At 75.2% G+C, this 16,208-nt stretch carries 15 protein-coding genes; 5 read left to right on the top strand and 10 right to left on the bottom strand.

What is annotated here, in order from left to right; all coding sequences use genetic code 11:
* Positions 1-68: 68 nt before the first annotated feature.
* Positions 69-980 carry a LysR family transcriptional regulator gene (locus AB0E05_RS21955; RefSeq protein WP_361965958.1) on the bottom strand — a complete coding sequence of 304 codons (912 nt, stop codon included), beginning with the start codon at positions 978-980 and terminating at the stop codon, positions 69-71.
* Between the two features lie 176 nt (positions 981-1,156).
* On the opposite strand from AB0E05_RS21955, the gene AB0E05_RS21960 reads away from it, so the two are divergent.
* The gene (locus tag AB0E05_RS21960; protein ID WP_361965960.1) at positions 1,157-1,828 is read left to right on the top strand and encodes a DUF6817 domain-containing protein; all 672 of its coding nucleotides are present in this window, start codon (positions 1,157-1,159) and stop codon (positions 1,826-1,828) included.
* 41 nt (positions 1,829-1,869) lie between these two features.
* Here the strand turns inward: AB0E05_RS21960 and AB0E05_RS21965 are convergent, their stop codons facing one another.
* The 6 genes from AB0E05_RS21965 to AB0E05_RS21990 form a co-directional block, all read right to left on the bottom strand.
* Positions 1,870-2,520: a class F sortase gene (locus tag AB0E05_RS21965; RefSeq protein WP_361965962.1), complete on the bottom strand. Its 651-nt coding sequence runs from the start codon at positions 2,518-2,520 to the stop codon at positions 1,870-1,872.
* 55 nt (positions 2,521-2,575) lie between these two features.
* On the bottom strand, positions 2,576-3,388 hold the full coding sequence (locus AB0E05_RS21970) for a hypothetical protein (protein WP_361965964.1): 813 nt from the start codon (positions 3,386-3,388) through the stop codon (positions 2,576-2,578).
* 140 nt (positions 3,389-3,528) lie between these two features.
* Positions 3,529-3,939, bottom strand: a complete 411-nt coding sequence (locus tag AB0E05_RS21975) for a PTS fructose transporter subunit IIA (protein ID WP_361965966.1) — start codon at positions 3,937-3,939, stop codon at positions 3,529-3,531.
* Positions 3,936-4,544 (bottom strand): dihydroxyacetone kinase subunit DhaL, encoded by a 609-nt coding sequence (gene dhaL / locus AB0E05_RS21980; protein WP_361965968.1) that lies wholly within the window; start codon positions 4,542-4,544, stop codon positions 3,936-3,938. Before dhaL ends, AB0E05_RS21975 begins: the two co-directional genes overlap by 4 nt.
* Before the next feature lie 70 nt (positions 4,545-4,614).
* Positions 4,615-5,607 (bottom strand): dihydroxyacetone kinase subunit DhaK, encoded by a 993-nt coding sequence (gene dhaK, locus AB0E05_RS21985; protein WP_361965970.1) that lies wholly within the window; start codon positions 5,605-5,607, stop codon positions 4,615-4,617.
* Positions 5,608-5,727: 120 nt separating this feature from the next.
* Positions 5,728-6,927, bottom strand: a complete 1,200-nt coding sequence (locus AB0E05_RS21990; protein WP_361965972.1) for a CapA family protein — start codon at positions 6,925-6,927, stop codon at positions 5,728-5,730.
* Positions 6,928-7,058: 131 nt separating this feature from the next.
* Between AB0E05_RS21990 and AB0E05_RS21995 the strand changes: the two genes are divergently transcribed.
* Positions 7,059-8,357 (top strand): phosphoribosyltransferase family protein, encoded by a 1,299-nt coding sequence (locus AB0E05_RS21995; protein WP_361965974.1) that lies wholly within the window; start codon positions 7,059-7,061, stop codon positions 8,355-8,357.
* A gap of 18 nt (positions 8,358-8,375) precedes the next feature.
* Here the strand turns inward: AB0E05_RS21995 and AB0E05_RS22000 are convergent, their stop codons facing one another.
* Positions 8,376-9,575 carry an amidohydrolase gene (locus AB0E05_RS22000; protein ID WP_361965976.1) on the bottom strand — a complete coding sequence of 400 codons (1,200 nt, stop codon included), beginning with the start codon at positions 9,573-9,575 and terminating at the stop codon, positions 8,376-8,378.
* Positions 9,576-9,743: 168 nt separating this feature from the next.
* The gene (locus AB0E05_RS22005; RefSeq protein WP_361965978.1) at positions 9,744-12,932 is read right to left on the bottom strand and encodes a cytochrome P450; all 3,189 of its coding nucleotides are present in this window, start codon (positions 12,930-12,932) and stop codon (positions 9,744-9,746) included.
* Positions 12,933-13,048: 116 nt separating this feature from the next.
* Here AB0E05_RS22005 and AB0E05_RS22010 point away from each other — a divergent pair, with 116 nt between their 5' ends.
* The 3 genes from AB0E05_RS22010 to AB0E05_RS22020 all read left to right on the top strand — a co-directional run bounded on the left by AB0E05_RS22010 (position 13,049) and on the right by AB0E05_RS22020 (position 15,568).
* Entirely contained in the window at positions 13,049-13,672 is a 624-nt protein-coding gene (locus AB0E05_RS22010; protein ID WP_361965980.1) for a TetR/AcrR family transcriptional regulator, read from the top strand.
* A 91-nt stretch (positions 13,673-13,763) separates the two neighbouring features.
* Positions 13,764-14,237, top strand: a complete 474-nt coding sequence (locus AB0E05_RS22015; RefSeq protein ID WP_361965982.1) for an Rrf2 family transcriptional regulator — start codon at positions 13,764-13,766, stop codon at positions 14,235-14,237.
* A 125-nt stretch (positions 14,238-14,362) separates the two neighbouring features.
* A complete protein-coding gene (locus AB0E05_RS22020; protein ID WP_361965984.1) occupies positions 14,363-15,568 on the top strand; it encodes an MFS transporter in 1,206 nt (401 codons plus the stop codon).
* A gap of 7 nt (positions 15,569-15,575) precedes the next feature.
* Here AB0E05_RS22020 and AB0E05_RS22025 read toward each other — a convergent pair whose 3' ends face one another.
* Positions 15,576-15,782, bottom strand: a complete 207-nt coding sequence (locus tag AB0E05_RS22025; protein WP_361965986.1) for a hypothetical protein — start codon at positions 15,780-15,782, stop codon at positions 15,576-15,578.
* Between the last annotated feature and the right edge of the window lie 426 nt (positions 15,783-16,208).

A 16,208-nucleotide genomic window follows, 5' to 3' on the forward strand; every position in this document is an offset into this window, starting at 1 on the left:
GGACAGTCTGCCCGACGGCACTGACAGGACCCGTAGTACGGCACGGCCCCGGCCCCGTCGGCTCCCGTTCACCGCCCGGCGGCAGCCGCCGCCCGTGCGCAACTCGTCGCCACCGTGTCCGCGAACGCCCGCGCCAGCGGTGGCAGCGCGTCCCAGCGGCGCACGGCCCACCCCACCGACAGCGGCGGCAGCGCGGGGATCGGCACGGTCCGCAAGGCGCCCGCGGTGCCCGGCGCCGGCAGGCCCGGCACCGCCGGCACCACGGCGTGCCCGAGGCCGAGTTCGGCCAGCAGCAGGGCCGTGTCCCAGTCGGCGACGCTGGTGTTCGACCCGGCCCGTACGCCCAACTCGGCGAAGGCCGCGTCCAGTCGACCGCCGGAGGTGGAGTTCGGCGGCAGCCGCACCAGCGGCATCCCCGTGAGATCGGCCACGTCGATGCGCGTGCGGTCGGCGAGCGGATCCCCGGCCCGCACCGCGAGCACCCACGGCAGGTCCACCACGGGCCGCTGCTCGATGCCGCGCTCCGGCCCGCCGATCGTCACCCACGCCAGGTCGAGATCGCTGGAGAGCAGGGCGTCGAAACAGCCGCGGCTGGAGGTCTCCGTACGGAACTCCAGGCTCACCCGCGGATGGCGCCGCCGGAAGACGACGATCGCCTCGGCCATGAAGTGCCGCACGGTCGTGCCGCCCGTGGTGACCCGCACCGCTCCGGAGTCCCCGCTGGCCAGGTCCCGGATGCGGCGCAGCGCCAGCTCCAGTCCGGCGATCCCCTCGGCCGCCGCGTCGCACAGGATCCGGCCCGCCGCCGTGGGCACCACGCCGCGCGGTTGACGCTCCAGCAGACTCACCCCCGCCTCCCGCTCCAGCCGCCGCACGCGCTGGCTCACCGCCGACTGCGTGCACGACAGGTCACGGGCCACGGCACTGAGGCTCCCCGCCCGACACACGGCCACGAACACCCGCAAGTCCTCCAGGGTCATGACCCCCAAGCTACTGCTTGGGGCAAGCGAGGAAATCCCAGGATTGACTGTGACCTGACGGCTCGCGATGATCGTCCCAGGGCCCAGGCGGCAACCCGTCCGGCGGCTCCCGCGGATCCGGACCGGGGGAGGCACCGGACGGGTGCCGACCCCCCGAGCGCCGAGAGGACCGGAACGTGCCTGATTCCCCCACACCCGCCCCCACGCCCGCCGCCACGTCGTTTCCCCGACCAGCCCGCGCCGCATCCCCCGCCCTCGCCGACCCGGTGCCCCACCGCGGGGTCGGCGACGTCGCAGCGGCCGACGGCGCACTCGCCCTGTTGAACGGCCTCGGTGCCGCCGCCATCGCCCACCCCGGCGGCAACCTCGTCGACCACCTCCAACGCGTCCGGTCGCAGCTCGCGACCTGGGGCGCCCGCCCCGCCCTGCAAATCGCCGGGCTCTGCCACTCGCTGTACGGCACCGACGGCTTCCCCGCGGTCCTGCTGCCGCACGAGCGCCGCGCCGAACTGGCGGCGGTCATCGGCGCGGAGGCCGAGGAAGCGGTGTACCTGTACGGCGCCTGCGACCGCGACCCCACCTACCGCGACCTCGCCCGCACCGACGCGCCCTTCCACGACCGCCTCACCGGACGGCCCCGCCCGCTCACCCCCGTGCAGCGCCGGGACCTCACCGAACTGACCGCGGCCAACGAACTCGACCTCGCCCGCAGCGACCTCGCGTTCCGCGAAGAGCGCAGCGCCGGGCTGCTGGAGCTGTTCACCCGCTGCCGCCATCTGCTGAGCGCCGGTGCGTGGCACGACTGCGTCGCCGTCCTCAGCGCCCCGGGGCACCCGGCGCCCAAGTGACTCCGTGGGCCGTACGGGAGGACCAGGGCCCTGAGCCCCCCTCAGCGCACCCCGGTCAGCCGGGCGGAGACGACCACGTTCTCCTCGTACCCCGTCCCGGCCGAGTACCGGCCGCCACAGGTGATCAGCCGCAGCTCGGCGCCGGGCACGTCCCGGTACACCCGGTCGGCCGGGAAGTCGTCGCGCGGGAACGCCTCGACGGCGTGGACGGTGAAGAGCGCCGTCCGGCCGTCCGCGCGCAGGACCTCCACCCGGGTGCCGGGCGTCAGCGAGCCGAGCCGGTAGAAGACCGCCGGCCCGGACCTGGTGTCGACGTGGCCGACGACGACGGAGGTGCCACGTCCGCCGGGGGACGCGGCGCCCGCGTACCAGCCCGCGAGGTTGCCGTCGTCGACGGACGGCGCCGCGATCGAGCCGTCCGAGGCGAGGTGGACCGCGGTGACCGGGGCTGCGACGCGCAGCGCGGGGATGACGATCCGCCGGGGCGGGGAGTGGGGGAGCGGGGCGACGTCAGGCGTACGGGCGACAGGTTCGGCACGGGCCGCCGACGCTGCGGGCCGCGGCGGACCGTCCGAGGTGGCCGCGCCCGCGGTGGCGTCGGCCGCCCCCGACCCCGTACGCAACAGGAACACCCCGAGCAACAGCACGCACAGCAGGGCGAACCAGATGCCGTGCCGCGGGGCGCGGTGCATGGGCGGGGGCACCGGAGGGGGCAGGGGGCCGGGCATCGCTAGCGTCCGCGCCGCTTCACCGCGCCGCGCCGCGCCGACGACGCATCAGCAGCAGTCCCGTGCCGACCGCGCCCGCGACCAGGGCGGAACCGGCCGCCAGTTGCGTCGGGCTGAGCTGGGGGAGGCTGCCGCCCCCGCCGGCCGTCACCCCGCCACCGGGCTTCAGCGCGGAGCCGGGCTCGTGCGCGGCCCCGGTGTCGTGGCCGCCGCCGTCCTGGGTCCCGGCGTCATGGGTGGTGCCGGTGTCGTGGGTGCCGGGCTCGTGCGCGCCGGTGTCACCGCCGTCGCCAGGAGGTACGACGGCCCCGTCCGCCAGTTGACCGGTGCTCTCGTCGACCGTCCCGTCCGCACCGCGGTCCGCCGTGGGACCCGCCCCCTCGACGACGATCTTGGCCGAGCCGCGCTCGCCCTTGCAGTCGAAGGTGACGACGTGTTCGACACCGGGCTCGGCCTCGTCGAAGACCCGTGCCGTGGCGGGCTGCCCGTCCGTGAGCGTCACCGTGTCGAAGACGCCGGACGAGGCGGTCACCGTCGGCACGGCGCACTCGGTCGCGTTCAGCGTCACCGTCCCGCCCGGGGCGACGGTCTGCGGGGTGACCGTGAACCCGAACGACGTCACGTCCGCGCCGGAGTCCTGAGTGAGGCGGTCCACCGGTGCCGTCGCCGGCGCCGGGACCGTGGGGACCTCCTCGTCCACGGGCTCCGGCAGTGGCGCCGACACCGACGCCCCGACCGTCGCCGGCACGGCCGCCGCGGCGACCGGAGCGGTGGCGGTGAGCACGGTCGCGGCACAGATCAGGGCGAGTTCCGCACGTCGTATGGCACGCATGGTCAGCTCTTTCGGTGGGGGACAGGCACCACGTCGAGACCGACGCTAGGAACGGGCCCGGGCCCCCGCCACATCTGCTACGCCGAACAGGCACGCCCCTCGCCCATCGGGACGACCCCGCAGCCCGCGCCCCGCCGGCGTCACTCCTTGCGGTACGCGTACGCCTCCGACGCCGCGTTCGCGACCGCGTCCAGGTCGCCGCCCGCCAGCGCCGTCACCACCGCCGCGACCGCCCCCTCCAGGAAGGGCGCGTCCAGCAGCCGGGCGCCGTCGGGGAGTTCGTCCCCCTCGGCCAGCAGGGACTTCACCGTCAGCACCGCGCTGCCCAGGTCCACCAGGAGCGCCACCCCCGCGCCCCGGTCCACCGCGTGCGCCGCCCGGGCGATGAGCTCGGAACTGGTGCCCACGCCCCCGTCGGGCGTACCGCCCGCGCCGATCACGGGCGCGTCGTCGCCCGCACCGGCGAGCGCCTTCGCCAGCGCGGCGCTCGCGTCCGCGACCTCACGGCTGTGCGACACCAGGACGACCCCCACGGGCTGCCGTCCGCTCATGACGCCACCGCCTGCGCCAGCGCTGCCATCAGCAGCGCCGACGACGCGGCGCCCGGGTCCTCGTGGCCGATGCTCCGCTCGCCCAAATAGCTCGCCCGACCCTTGCGGGCCTGCATCGGCACGGTCTCCAACGTGCCCTGCTCGGCCGCGGCCCGCGCCGCGTCGAACGAGGCGGTCGTGTCGTCGAGGGCGGCGACCGCCGGCTCCAGGGCGTCCAGCATCGTCTTGTCCCCGGTCCGTGCCCCGCCGAGCTGTGCGACGGCCGTGACCCCGGCCCGCAGCGCCACCGCGAACTGCGCGGGCGTCACCTCCGCCGCGTCGCCCAGCTCCTTGCCGGTGCGCCGCAGCAGCGTGCCGTACAGCGGCCCGGACGCCCCGCCCACCTTCGAGATCAGCTGACGGCCGGCCAACACCAGGACCGCCCCCGGGGAACCCGTCTCCTGCTCCGCCAGCGCCTCGGTCACCGCGGTGAACCCGCGCTGCATGTTCGCCCCGTGGTCCGCGTCCCCGATCGCGGAGTCCAGCTCCGTGAGGCGGTGCACCTCCCGGTCGATCAGCGTGGCCGCGTAACTCATCCAGCGGCGGCAGAAGTCGGCGTCGAGCACGTGCCCTCCCTGTGGCGGTGTTCGGTGGTTCGGACGATCAGTCGTGCGGTTGTTCTCCGGGAGTGGTCGCTCACCGGCCCCAGCGCAGCGCCGCGGTCTGCACCGGCGCGTCCCACAGCCGCAGCAGCTCCTCGTCGACCTGGCACAGCGTCACCGAACAGCCCGCCATGTCGAGGGACGTCACGTAGTTGCCGACCAGGGTGCGGGCCACGGTCACGCCCCGCTCGGCGAGCACCTTCTGCACCTCGCCGTTGAAGCCGTACAGCTCCAGCAGCGGGGTCGCCCCCATGCCGTTGACCAGCACCAGCACCGGGCCCGTCGGTGTGCGGTCCTCCAGCAGCGCGTGCACGGTGAAGTCGGCGATCTCCCGGGAGGTCATCATCGACCGCCGCTCCCGCCCCGGCTCGCCGTGGATGCCGATCCCCAACTCCAGCTCCCCGGGCGGCAGGTCGAAGGTCGGGCTGCCCTTCGCGGGCGTCGTGACCGCGCTGAGCGCCACGCCGAAGCTGCGCGAGCCCTCGTTGACCCGGCGGGCGATCGCCTCGACCCGCTCCAGCGGCGCACCGGCCTCCGCCGCCGCGCCGGCGATCTTCTCCACGAACAAGGTGGCGCCCGTGCCCCGGCGCCCCGCCGTGTACAGGCTGTCGGTCACCGCCACGTCGTCGTCGACCAGGACCTTCGCCAGCCGTACGCCCTCGTCCTCGGCGAGTTCGGCCGCCATGTCGAAGTTGAGCACGTCCCCCGTGTAGTTCTTGACGACGAGGAGCACGCCCTCGCCGCTGTCCACGGCCGCCACCGCGCGCACCATCTGGTCCGGCACGGGGCTCGTGAAGACCTCGCCGGGGCACGCGGCGGACAACATGCCGGGCCCGACGAAACCGGCGTGCAGCGGCTCGTGCCCCGAGCCGCCGCCGGACACCAGACCCACCTGCCCGGCCACCGGCGCGTCCCGCCGCACCACGACCCGCTGCTCCACGTCCACGACCAGGTCTGGATGGGCGGCTGCCATGCCGCGCAGGGCATCGGCGACGACGGTTTCCGGGACGTTGATCAACATGCGCAACGTAAATCTCCTGACGGCCGGTCCAGGTGATGCTCGGGCTCCCCGGGCAGGGGCGCATCGCTGCGCACCAGTATCGACGGGGCGCCCGTATCGCGCAGCCCTGGTGCGACGCCGAGCGGCTCACGCGCCATCGCGCCCGCCGTCCCCGCGCGCCGGTGAGCCGCCTTCCCCGCGCCCCTGTGCGGGCCGTGCGCCGGCGCGGTGGGGGCGGGCGGTGAGAACGCCGTCGCGCTCCCGCACCACCTGCACCCCGAAGCGCCCGCTGACCCGGGCCAAGGTGCGCTGGAGCCACGCCGCGTCCTCGTCCGGCGCGTGCTCCAACCGCAGCCGACGGGCGCGCAGCGGCACCATCCGGACCTGCCGGAACCCGCCGTCGGCGCCGAGCGAGACGAGGTGGAGCAGCCGCAGGTCGTCCCGGTACTCCTCGTGCCCCAAGATCCCCTCGTAGTCGTTCACCAGGTCGCCGCACCCGTAGAGGACGAGCGCGCCGCGATACGCCTCCAGGGGGCGGGGGTGGTGCGAGGAGTGCCCGTGCACGACGTCGGCGCCCGCGTCGACGAGGGCGTGCGCGAAGCGCCGCTGCTCGGCCGTGACGCCGTATCCCCAGTTCCCGCCCCAGTGGACCGAGACGACCGCCAGGTCCCCCGGCCGCTTCGCCGCCCGCAGCACGGCGGCGGGCCGGGCCGGATCCAGCGGCTCGTCGACGCGGGCGACCCCCGATCGGTGGGCCGTGGCCGCCCAGTCCTGCGGTACGCCGCTGGACGCCGTGCCGCACGCGAGCACCAGCAGCCGGTGCCCGCCCGGCAGGGGGACGACCGCGGGCGCCCACGCCTCCGTGGCACTCCGGCCGGCGCCCGCCCGGCGCACGCCGGCTCCCGCGGGCGGACCGAGCGCGTCGAGTGCGTCGAGGGTGTCGCTCAGCCCCGACCGCCCGAAGTCGAGGACGTGGTTGTTGGCCAGCGCGCACACGTCGGGGCGCACGGCGGTCAGCGCCGGCAGATTGCCGGGGTGCATCCGGTAGTGGATCCCCTTGCCGACGACGCGCTCCCCGCCCCGGGTCACGGAGGTCTCCAGATTGAGGATCCGCACGTCGGGCGCCGCGGCGTCGAGCACCTCCAGCGCCACCCCCCACGGCCAGGAGTACGGCGCCGGGCGGGGCACCGGGCCGTACGCGGCCTCCGCCAGCCGCACATAGGTGCGGGCGTCGCTGACGTACGCCTCCGCGAGCGCGGGGTCACCGGGGTGCGGCAGGATCTGGTCGATGCCGCGTCCCAGCATGACGTCACCGCAGAGGAACACGGTGACGCGGTCACCGGTCACGGCTCCCAGGGTAGTGCGACGGCTGCGCGTGGTGACCCGGCTCCGTCCGGCCTGGCGATCGCCCGTGCGGGTGGGCGACAATTGATCACATCGGCCCCCGGCGCGACGGCAGCACGAGGGGAGCGGTGGAGATGACGTACGAGCACTACGCGAACCGGGACGCCGCCGGACGGCTCCTGGCGACCCGGCTCGAACACCTCAAGGGACGGGACGTGGTCGTCCTCGGGCTGCCCCGCGGCGGGGTGCCGGTGGCGGCCCGGGTCGCCCGGGCCCTCGACGCCCCCCTCGACGTGTGCCTGGTGCGCAAGCTCGGCGTGCCGTTCCAGCCCGAGCTGGGCATGGGCGCAATCGGTGAGGAGGGCGTACGCGTCGTGAACGACCGGGTGGTGCGGATGTCCGGGGTGCGCGACGACGAGCTGGCCCGCGTCGAGTCCCGCGAGCGCGCCCTGCTCGCCGAGCGCGCCCGGCGCTACCGGGGCGAGCGGACGCCCGAGCCGCTGAAGGGCCGCACGGTCGTCGTGGTCGACGACGGCGTGGCCACCGGCTCGACCGCCCGGGCCGCGTGCCGGATCGCCCGGGCGCGCGGCGCGGCCCGCGTCGTCCTCGCGGTGCCCGTCGCACCGCCGGGCTGGACCGAACTGCTCGCGGCCGAGGCCGACGAGCTGATCTGCCCCGACACGCCGGCCGACTTCAGCGCGGTGGGCCAGTTCTACGTCGACTTCGCGCAGACGGAGGACGACGAGGTGGTGGCGATCCTCAAACGCGCCGCACACCGAACCCCCGCGGACGGGCCGGCCCCGACGGATCGGGAGGTGAGGATCCCGGCCGGCCCGGGCGAGCACCTGGCCGGACACCTCACCGTGCCCCGCGGCGCACGCGGCGTCGTGCTCTTCGCCCACGGCAGCGGCAGCAGCCGGGCGAGCCCCCGCAACCGCCACGTCGCCGACGGACTGCACGCCCACGGCCTCGGCACCCTCCTGTTCGACCTGCTCACCGAGGCGGAGGCGGACGACCGGGCCAACGTCTTCGACACCGGCCTGCTGGCCGGGCGCCTCACCGCCGCCACCGACTGGCTCCGCGCCCGGCCCGAGGCCCGCGGGCTGCGCTTCGGCTACTTCGGCGCGAGCACGGGCGCCGCCGCGGCGCTGTGGGCGGCGGCGGAACCCGAGAACGACTGCGCGGCCGTGGTGTCCCGCGGCGGGCGGCCCGACCTCGCCGACGAACGCCTGCCCGCGGTCACCGCGCCCACCCTGCTGATCGTCGGCGGCGCGGACCTGCTGGTCCTCGACCTCAACCGGCGGGCGCAGCTGCGCGTCGGCGGTGAGTGCGAGCTGGTGGTGATCCCCGGCGCCGGGCACCTCTTCGAGGAGCCGGGCGCCCTGGACGCGGTCACCGACGCGGCGGCCGGCTGGTTCGTGGACCGCTTCTGACGGCTTCGGACCCCGCCGTCACACCAGCTGCCCGTCGCGGGCGATCACCCGACCGCCGCGTACCACGGCGCTCGGCACCGGACGGTCCACGACCGCCGCGGGCAGCGACGGGGCCGCCACGAGGACGAAGTCGGCCGGGTCGCCGACGGCGAGCCGGGAGGCGGGGAGCCCCAGCAGCGCGGCGCCCCCCTGCGCCACCACCTCGTAGCAGGCGGCGAGTTCGGCGTCGGTGCGGGCGTCCGTGCGGTAGGCGAGCAGATGCGCACGGTTGATCATGTTGCCGTCGCCGAAGGGCGACCAGGCGTCGCGCACGCCGTCGGAGCCCGCCGCGACGAGGACCCCGCGCCGGGTGAGCGCGTCGGTGGGCAGGACCGGGTCCGCGCCCAGCGCGCAGGTCGTCAGGTGCACCCCCGCGTCGGCCAGGACGTCCGCCGTCCGCGCCAACGCGTCCCCGGAGAGTTCGGCCAGAGCGAACGCATGGCTCACGGTGACCCGGCCTTCGAGGCCCGCGGCCACCGTGCGCCGGGCGATCTCGGTCACCTGGCGCAGCCCGTCGTGGCCCCCGTCGTGCAGATGGACGTCGAGCGGGACGCCCTGGCGCACCGCGGTGTCGAAGAGCCAGCCCAACTGCCCGTCCAGGTCGCCGTCCACCCCGATCGGGTCGAGTCCGCCGAGGACGTCGACGCCCTCCGCGAGGGACCGTTCGAGGAGTTCGGCCGTGCCGGGCCTGCTGAGCAGCCCGAGTTGGGGGAAGGCGACGATCTGGACGTCGAGGAGGTCGCGCCGGGCGTCGGCGGCCTCGCGCACTCCGTGCACACCGGACAGGCCGTACACCGGGGCGACGTCGACGTGCGCGCGCATGGCGCGGGTGCCGTGCGCGACGGCGTTGTCCATCAGGGCGCCCGCGCGTTCGGCGACCGGGGCGGCGATGCTCGAACGGGTCCGCACGTCGCCCTCGATGAGGTCCTTGAGGGAGTGCGCGGGCTCCCGGCTCAGCCAGGGCCCGCCCCAGGTCGTCTTGTCCGGGTGGATGTGCGCGTCCACGGGCGACGGCAGCGCGAGGGCGCCGTCCGCCGGCACGGTCACGCACCCGGCGGGCAGCTCGGCCGGGTCGTGCGCGGCGATGCGGCCGTCGACGACCAGCAGGTCCCCGAGGCGTCCCCCGTCGGTGCGGACGGAGGTGAACAACACGGGCGGCAAAGGGGTGTCCGGGGCCATGGCCGCGTACTCCTCGGGTGTGTCGATGACGTCGCCCCACCGGTGTGCGGGGCGCCTGCGCCGGCGTCGGGCCGGTCCTCGTGGGGCCGGCCCGGTGGCCCTGGCGATCATCCCAGACGTCCGTACGGGCCCGGCGCGGCGCCCGTGCCGCCCGGCCGGTCGCGGTGCTCAGCCCGCCCAGACGTCCTCCACGTACCGCTCCTCGGCCATCAGCTCCGTCAGCCACGCCTCGGCGGCGGCCTGGTCACCGCCGGTGTGCCGGGTGTGGATGCCCCGCAGGGCGTCCCGCACCGCGGGGGCCATCGCGCGGCCGTCGCCGCAGACCCGCATGTGGGCGCCGGCCGCCAGCAGCTCCCACACCTCGGCGGACTCCCGCAGCAGCCGGTGCTGGACGAACCGGGCGCCGTCCTCGGGGGCCCGGGAGTACGTCGGGCGCAGGCTGACCGCCCCCGCCTCCTGCGCCGCCTCGAACTCGGCTCGGTGCAGGAAGTCGACGTCCGGGTGGTCACAGCCGACGTAGGCCAGCAGCGGGGCCCGGTCGCCCCCGGGAGCGGCGACGCGGTCGGCCACCATGCCGCGGAAGGGCGCGAGGCCGGTGCCCGCGGCGACGAGGACCACGGGGACCGCGGGGTCGACGGGCAGCCGGAAGGCGTCCCGGCAGGGGGAGATCCGGCCGTACACGGTGTCGCCCGGCACCAGGCCCGCCACATAGGCGGCACCGGCGCCGAGGAACGTGCCGTCGCCGTCCCGGTGCGGCACCGGATGGGCGGCCACCATCAGTTCGGCCCGGTCGGGAGCGACGGCGGGGGAGGACGAGATCGAGTAGTAGCGCGGGTTCATCGGGGCGCACACGTCGAGGAGCGCGGGCAGGTCGGGCCGGCAGGAGGGGTGCTGCTCCAGCAGGTCCGGCACGCTCGCCCGACCCGGGGCGAAGGACTGGAGGGCCGCCCGCTCCGGGGGGCACGGCGCGTGCGCGGCGAGCGCGGTCGCCTGCCGGGCCGTCGCCGGCCGGCCGAGGTCCACGAAGTGCGTCAGCAGGGTCCGTACGGTCAGCGGCCGTCCCGTCGGCAGCGGGCCTTGAGCCCCGCCCGCCGCCGTCAGCACGACGACCCGGTCCGGGGTGAGGTCCAACAGCCGCAGGGTGCGGTCCACCAGCGCGGACGGGTTCGTCGGGCGCACCAGCAGATGGTCACCGGTGCGGTACGCCACGCCGTCCGGCAGCGCCAGGCTCAGCCAGCGCTTGGAGCGGCCGAGCGGGTGGGCGAGGTCGACCAACTCGCCGGTGGCGGCCACTGAAAGCGGCACCAGCCCCGCCGCCTCGGGCACGGCGTCCACGAATCCGTCGTCGGCGGCTTCGGCGACCGCGTATCTGCTGGTGGCGGGGGGCGCCGCGGCCGTCTCCTCGACGGCCGTGCCGTAGCGCTCCAGCAGCGCCTGCCACACGCGGGCGCTCCAGCGCGCGACGTCGGCCGCCACGTCCGTGGAGACGTCGACTTCGGCGCGTTCGACGAGGGCCTTCGCCCCGGCGTCCGCGAGCTGCCGGTCGATGAGGGCGGGGACGCGCTGGTACGTCGCCGACCAGTTGCGGTCCCCGATGCCCAGCACCGCGTACGGCAGGCCCGCCGGCACGTCGGGGCCCTGCCCGAGCCACGCCACGAAGCGTCCGGCGTCGTCGGTGGGCCGCCCGTTGTACGACGAGGCGACGATCAGCACCGGCTGCTCGGCGTCGAGCGCTGCGACGGCGTCGTCGAGGGGCGCGACACGGGTGGTGAAGCCGTGCCGGGCGCCTTCGTCGGCGAGGTCGGCCGCGAGGCTGCGGGAGGTGCCGAGGTTGGATCCGTGCAGCACGGTGAGGGCCGTTCCCGGTGCACGCAGGCCGGTCGTCGTCGGCACCGCGGGAGCCTGTTCGCCGGCTGCGGCCGGGCCGGGCAGTGCCGCGGTCCGCCGGCGCTCCTCGGTCCGCCGGCGAACGGGGGTGAGGGTGAGTCCCTCCGGCTTGAGGGTCAGGGTCTCCTTGACGCGCAGCCGGTAGTCGGCGTGGTCGAGCAGCCGGTAGCGGTGGACGATCAGTCCGAGCAGCAGGGTCGCCTCGTGGAGCGCGAACTGCCGGCCGATGCAGGAGCGCTCGCCGTTGCCGAAGGGCTTGAAGAGATGGCCCGGCCGGGCCTCGACGCGCTCGGGGTCGAACCGGCCCGGGTCGAAGAGCTCGGGGTTGTCGCCCCAGCCCGGGTCGCGGTGGAGCATCGGCGTGAGCACGGTGACCGGCTGCCCCCGGCGCACCGGATAGCGCCCGCCGATGACGGTGTCCGCCAGGGGCTCCACCGCGAAGGCGGGTGCGGTCGGCCACAGTCGCAGGCTCTCGTTGAGGACCTGGCGCAGATGGCGCAGCCGGCCCACGTCCTCGTAGGACGGGTCGGGGTCCTCGGACGGCCCCCACAGTGCGTCGGTCTCGGCCTGGGCGGCAGCGAGCACCGCCGGGTTCTTCAGGAGGTAGTGGAGCGCGAAGGAGAGCGCGCCGCTGGTCGTCTCATGGCCGGCGATCATGAAGGTGAGCATCTGGTACCGGATGTTGGTGTCGTCCAGGCGCTCGCCGGTGTCCTTGTCCCGGGCGTGCAGCATCAGGCCGAGCAGGTCGTCCCCGGGTTCGGCGGAGGCGTCGGCGCGGCGGGCGCGCACGATCTCGTCGGCGAGCCGGTTCATGGTGCGGACGTCGGCGCGCTGGCGCTGCTCGGCCTTCGCGTACAGGAAGTCGAGGCCCGGGACGAACCCCGTCTTGCGCTGGGCGTGGTCGAGCGCGCGCACCATCGCGGCGACGAACGGGTGCTCCTCGGCCCGCTCGAAGCAGCCGAAGTCGTAGCCGAAGCCGCACAGGCCGATGGTGTCCAGGGTCAGTCGGGTCATGTCGGCGGTGACGTCGACCGGCGAGCCCGCGCCGGCGTCCCAGGCCGTCAGCAGCCGGCGGGCCACCGTCAGCATCGTCGGGTGGTACGCCTTCAGCGCGTTGAAGGCGAACGCCGGCAGCAGGACGTTGTGCGCCTTGCGCCAGTTGGGCTCGTCGCCGTCCGCGGTGAACAGGCCGTCCCCGGCGAACTCGCGCACGGTGACCAGGGGCTTGGTGGACTTGCGGAAGCGGGACTCGTCGCACACCTCGGCCACCAGGTCGGCGCCCGAGACGATCAGGTTGTCCTCGTCGAAGAAGCGCAGGTTGAAGATGGGGCCCAGCGCCCGGGCCTCGCGCATCGCGTACTGGGTGAAGGCGTCGGCCGGCACGCTCAGGGCGTGCCCCAGCAGCGGGAGCGGGGTGCGCTGCGGTACGGCGCCGGTCCGGGCTGTGCGGCGGAGTGCTGTCGGGTTCATCGACCTGCCCCTCAAGTGACCTCGGTGTCTGACCGTCCGCTCCACCATACGCATGACTTGGTCACCTGACAAAGTCGCATGACATAGCCGTACGACTCGGTCGATATAGTGGGCGCATGGCTCATGTCAGCGCCGCGGAGCGCCGCCCCCAGCTCATCGCCGCGGCCATCGAACTCATGGCGCGCGAAGGGGTCGCGGCCGGCAGCACCCGTGCGATCGCCGCGGAACTGGGCGTCGCCCAGGCGACCGTGCACTACACCTTCGGAACCAAGGCCGATCTGTACCGCGCCGTCCTGGAGACGCTCACCGCCGACCTGGTGGCGCACGTGGGGCCGGCGATCGAAGGCGCCGTCGATCTGGAGGGCGCACTGCATTCCTTCGCCGACGCGGTGTGGGCCGACTTCGGCGACCGCCTCGAACTGAACGTCCTCTGGCTGGAACTGGTCGCCTTCTCGCTGCGCACCCCCGAGCTGCGCGAGGTGGTCGACCGGTACTACCGGGACACCACCGACATCGCGACGGCAGCCCTCGTCGAGATCGCGGAGCGCACCGGCCGCACCTATGCGCGCCCGCCGCAGGAGCTGGCCCGCTTCCTGCTCGCCGGCATGGACGGGTTGTGCCTGCAGCGCGTCGTCGGCGGCGACGATCCGCAGTGGGGGCACATCCGGCGCTCACTGGACCAACTGGTCGTCGCGACCTGCGCCCTGGCCGACGGCGCCGGGGAGGTTGCGCGCGCCTGACCCCGGGCATCCCGCATCGCCCCGCGGTTCGGTGGGGCCCGCGAACAGGGAGGCCCCGGTAATCGGGATGTGTAGTATCTCGATTGTGTTGATGGGTGAAGGCGTCGAGTGGGGTCTGCACTGCTGCTTGGCCCTGGCATGGCTCGAAGACCGGGTGCCGGTCTCCGCCGGGCGGCTGGCCGAGTTCTTCGAACTGCCACCGGCGTATCTGAAGAAGCAGCTCCAGCCGTTGGTGCGGGCGGGGATCCTCTCCTCCACGCCCGGCGCGCGCGGCGGGTACGCACTGGCCCGCCCGCCGGCACAGATCACCCTGATGGACGTGGTGTCCGCGGTCGAGGGGCGGGAGGAGGCGTTCCGCTGCACCGAGATCCGGCAGCAGGGGGCCGGCGCCGAGGCCGCGCCGTCGGAGTTCGGGCGGCCCTGCGGGGTGGCCCGGGCGATGCGGAAGGCGGAGCTGGCGTGGCGGCGGGAGCTGTCCGCGCAGACCGTCGCCGACCTCCTCGCGGTGAGCCCGCCGACGGCCCCGACCCGACTGCGCCGGTTCCACCAACGGCTGTCCGGCTGACCCGCAGCGCTCCGCGCCCCACCCCTGCGCGGGCGCCTCCCGTACGTCCGTCCCGCACGCCCCGCACGAGAAGCGATCCGCTGCGCCCGGCCGCCCGGCCGGGCTTTCTTGAAAGGTAATTCGGGATGTTAAATGTCTCGATAACGTCGAGGCGGTCCGGTGGCCTCGGACGCACCCTGGTGCTGGCGCTCGGCACGTTCGGCGTGGGCACCGACGCGTTCGTCCTGGCCGGGTTCCTCCCGGACATGGCCGCCTCCCTGGACGTGTCGACGGCCGCCGCGGGCCAGGCGGTCACGGTCTTCGCCGTGGCGTACGCGGTGGCCTCGCCCGTGGTGGCGACGCTCACCGCCCGGGTGCCGCGCCGGCTCCTCCTGGTGACCGCGCTCGTGGCGCTGGGCCTGGCGAACGCGGCCTCGGCGCTCGCCCCGAACCTCCCCGTGCTCCTGGTGACCAGGGTCCTCGCGGCCGTCGCAGCCGCCGCCTACACCCCGACCGCCGGCGCGGTCGCCGCCCGACTGGTGCCGCCGGAACAGCGGGCCCGCGCGCTGGCCGTGGTCGTCGGAGGGCTCACGGCGGCGACCGCACTCGGCGTCCCCCTCGGCGACGCGATCGGCGCCCTGCTGGGCTGGCGTGCCGCGCTCTGGCTGGTGGCCGCGCTGTGCCTGGTGACCGCGGTGGCCGTGGCCGCCCTGACACCGCCGCTGCCCGGCGCCGCCCCCGTACCGCTGACCGTACGCCTCGCAGCGCTGCGCCGCCCCGGAGTGCTGGCGGTGCTGCCGCTGACCGTGCTCGGGATGGCCGCCGCGTACACCGGCTACGCCTTCGCCGAACCGGCGCTGGAGACCGTCGGCGTCACCGGCTCGGGCACCGCGTGGATGCTCGCGGCCTACGGACTCGGCGCCATCGCCGGAAACCTGGCCGCCGGCGTCGCCGCCGACCGGATCGGCCCGGCCAAGGTGTTGACCGTCGGTTACGCCGCGATGGCCGCGACCATGACGGCCTTCGCCCTGCTGTCGGCCACCGACGCGCGCTCGCTGCCGACCGTCGCCGCGCTGGCCGCCGCATGGGGCGCCGCCAGTTGGTGCCAGACCCCGCCGCAACAACACCGCCTGATCGGCGCGGCCCCCGACCAGGCCCCGCTGCTCGTCGCCCTGAACTCCTCCGCGATCTACCTCGGCATCGGCGCCGGCACCCTCGTCGGCGGCCTGACGATCCCCACCGGGGCGGGCGCGATGTTCACCGTCGCGGCCGTGCTGGCGCTGGCCGCACTGGCCTGGCTGACCACCACGACCCGTGCGACGACGCCCGACGGCGTACCGCGCGAGACGTGAGCACGGGTCAGGTGCCGACCGCGGCGACGAACACGGCCGCGCCGGTCAGACACACCATCAAGGTGGCCGCCGCCGCACGACCGGCTGCCGCGACGCACTCGGGGGCCGTGGCGCCGCCCCAGCGGGCGACGGCGCCGGCCACGGCAGCGGCGCCGGCCGCGGTCAAGAGCACCAGGGCCAGAGCGAGCAGCAGAATCGCGGTACGGGCGGGCACGGGGGCCTCCTGGGCCGTCGGGGACCGGTGGGCCACCACCATCCGACGGAGCCCGACCCGGGCGGCGGGGCGGGAGATTGTCCCGGGGACAACGTGGGGTTGTCCCCGGACAACCGGACGCCTCCGGGGCCACCGGGATGCCCGTGGGAGGGTGACGGCCCGACGAAGGAGGAACACGTGGGGGGAATGAAGCGGCCGGGGCGGCCGTGGGCGCCGGCACGCGGAACGGACCGGGAGACCAACGAACTGGTGGCCATGGTCCGCGGCTGGCTGGACGGCGCCGGGATCTCGGTGCCCCAACTGCACCGCCGGCTGACGGCCGAACACTTCACCGGCGGACACGTCCCGGAGCTGCGGAAGCTCCGGGACCGGCTCTCCGGACCGGGGCTGACGTGGGACCTCGTCGAGGCGATCGCCGACGTGTGC

Source organism: Streptomyces sp. NPDC048057 (assembly GCF_040653095.1).
Classification (GTDB): domain Bacteria; phylum Actinomycetota; class Actinomycetes; order Streptomycetales; family Streptomycetaceae; genus Streptomyces.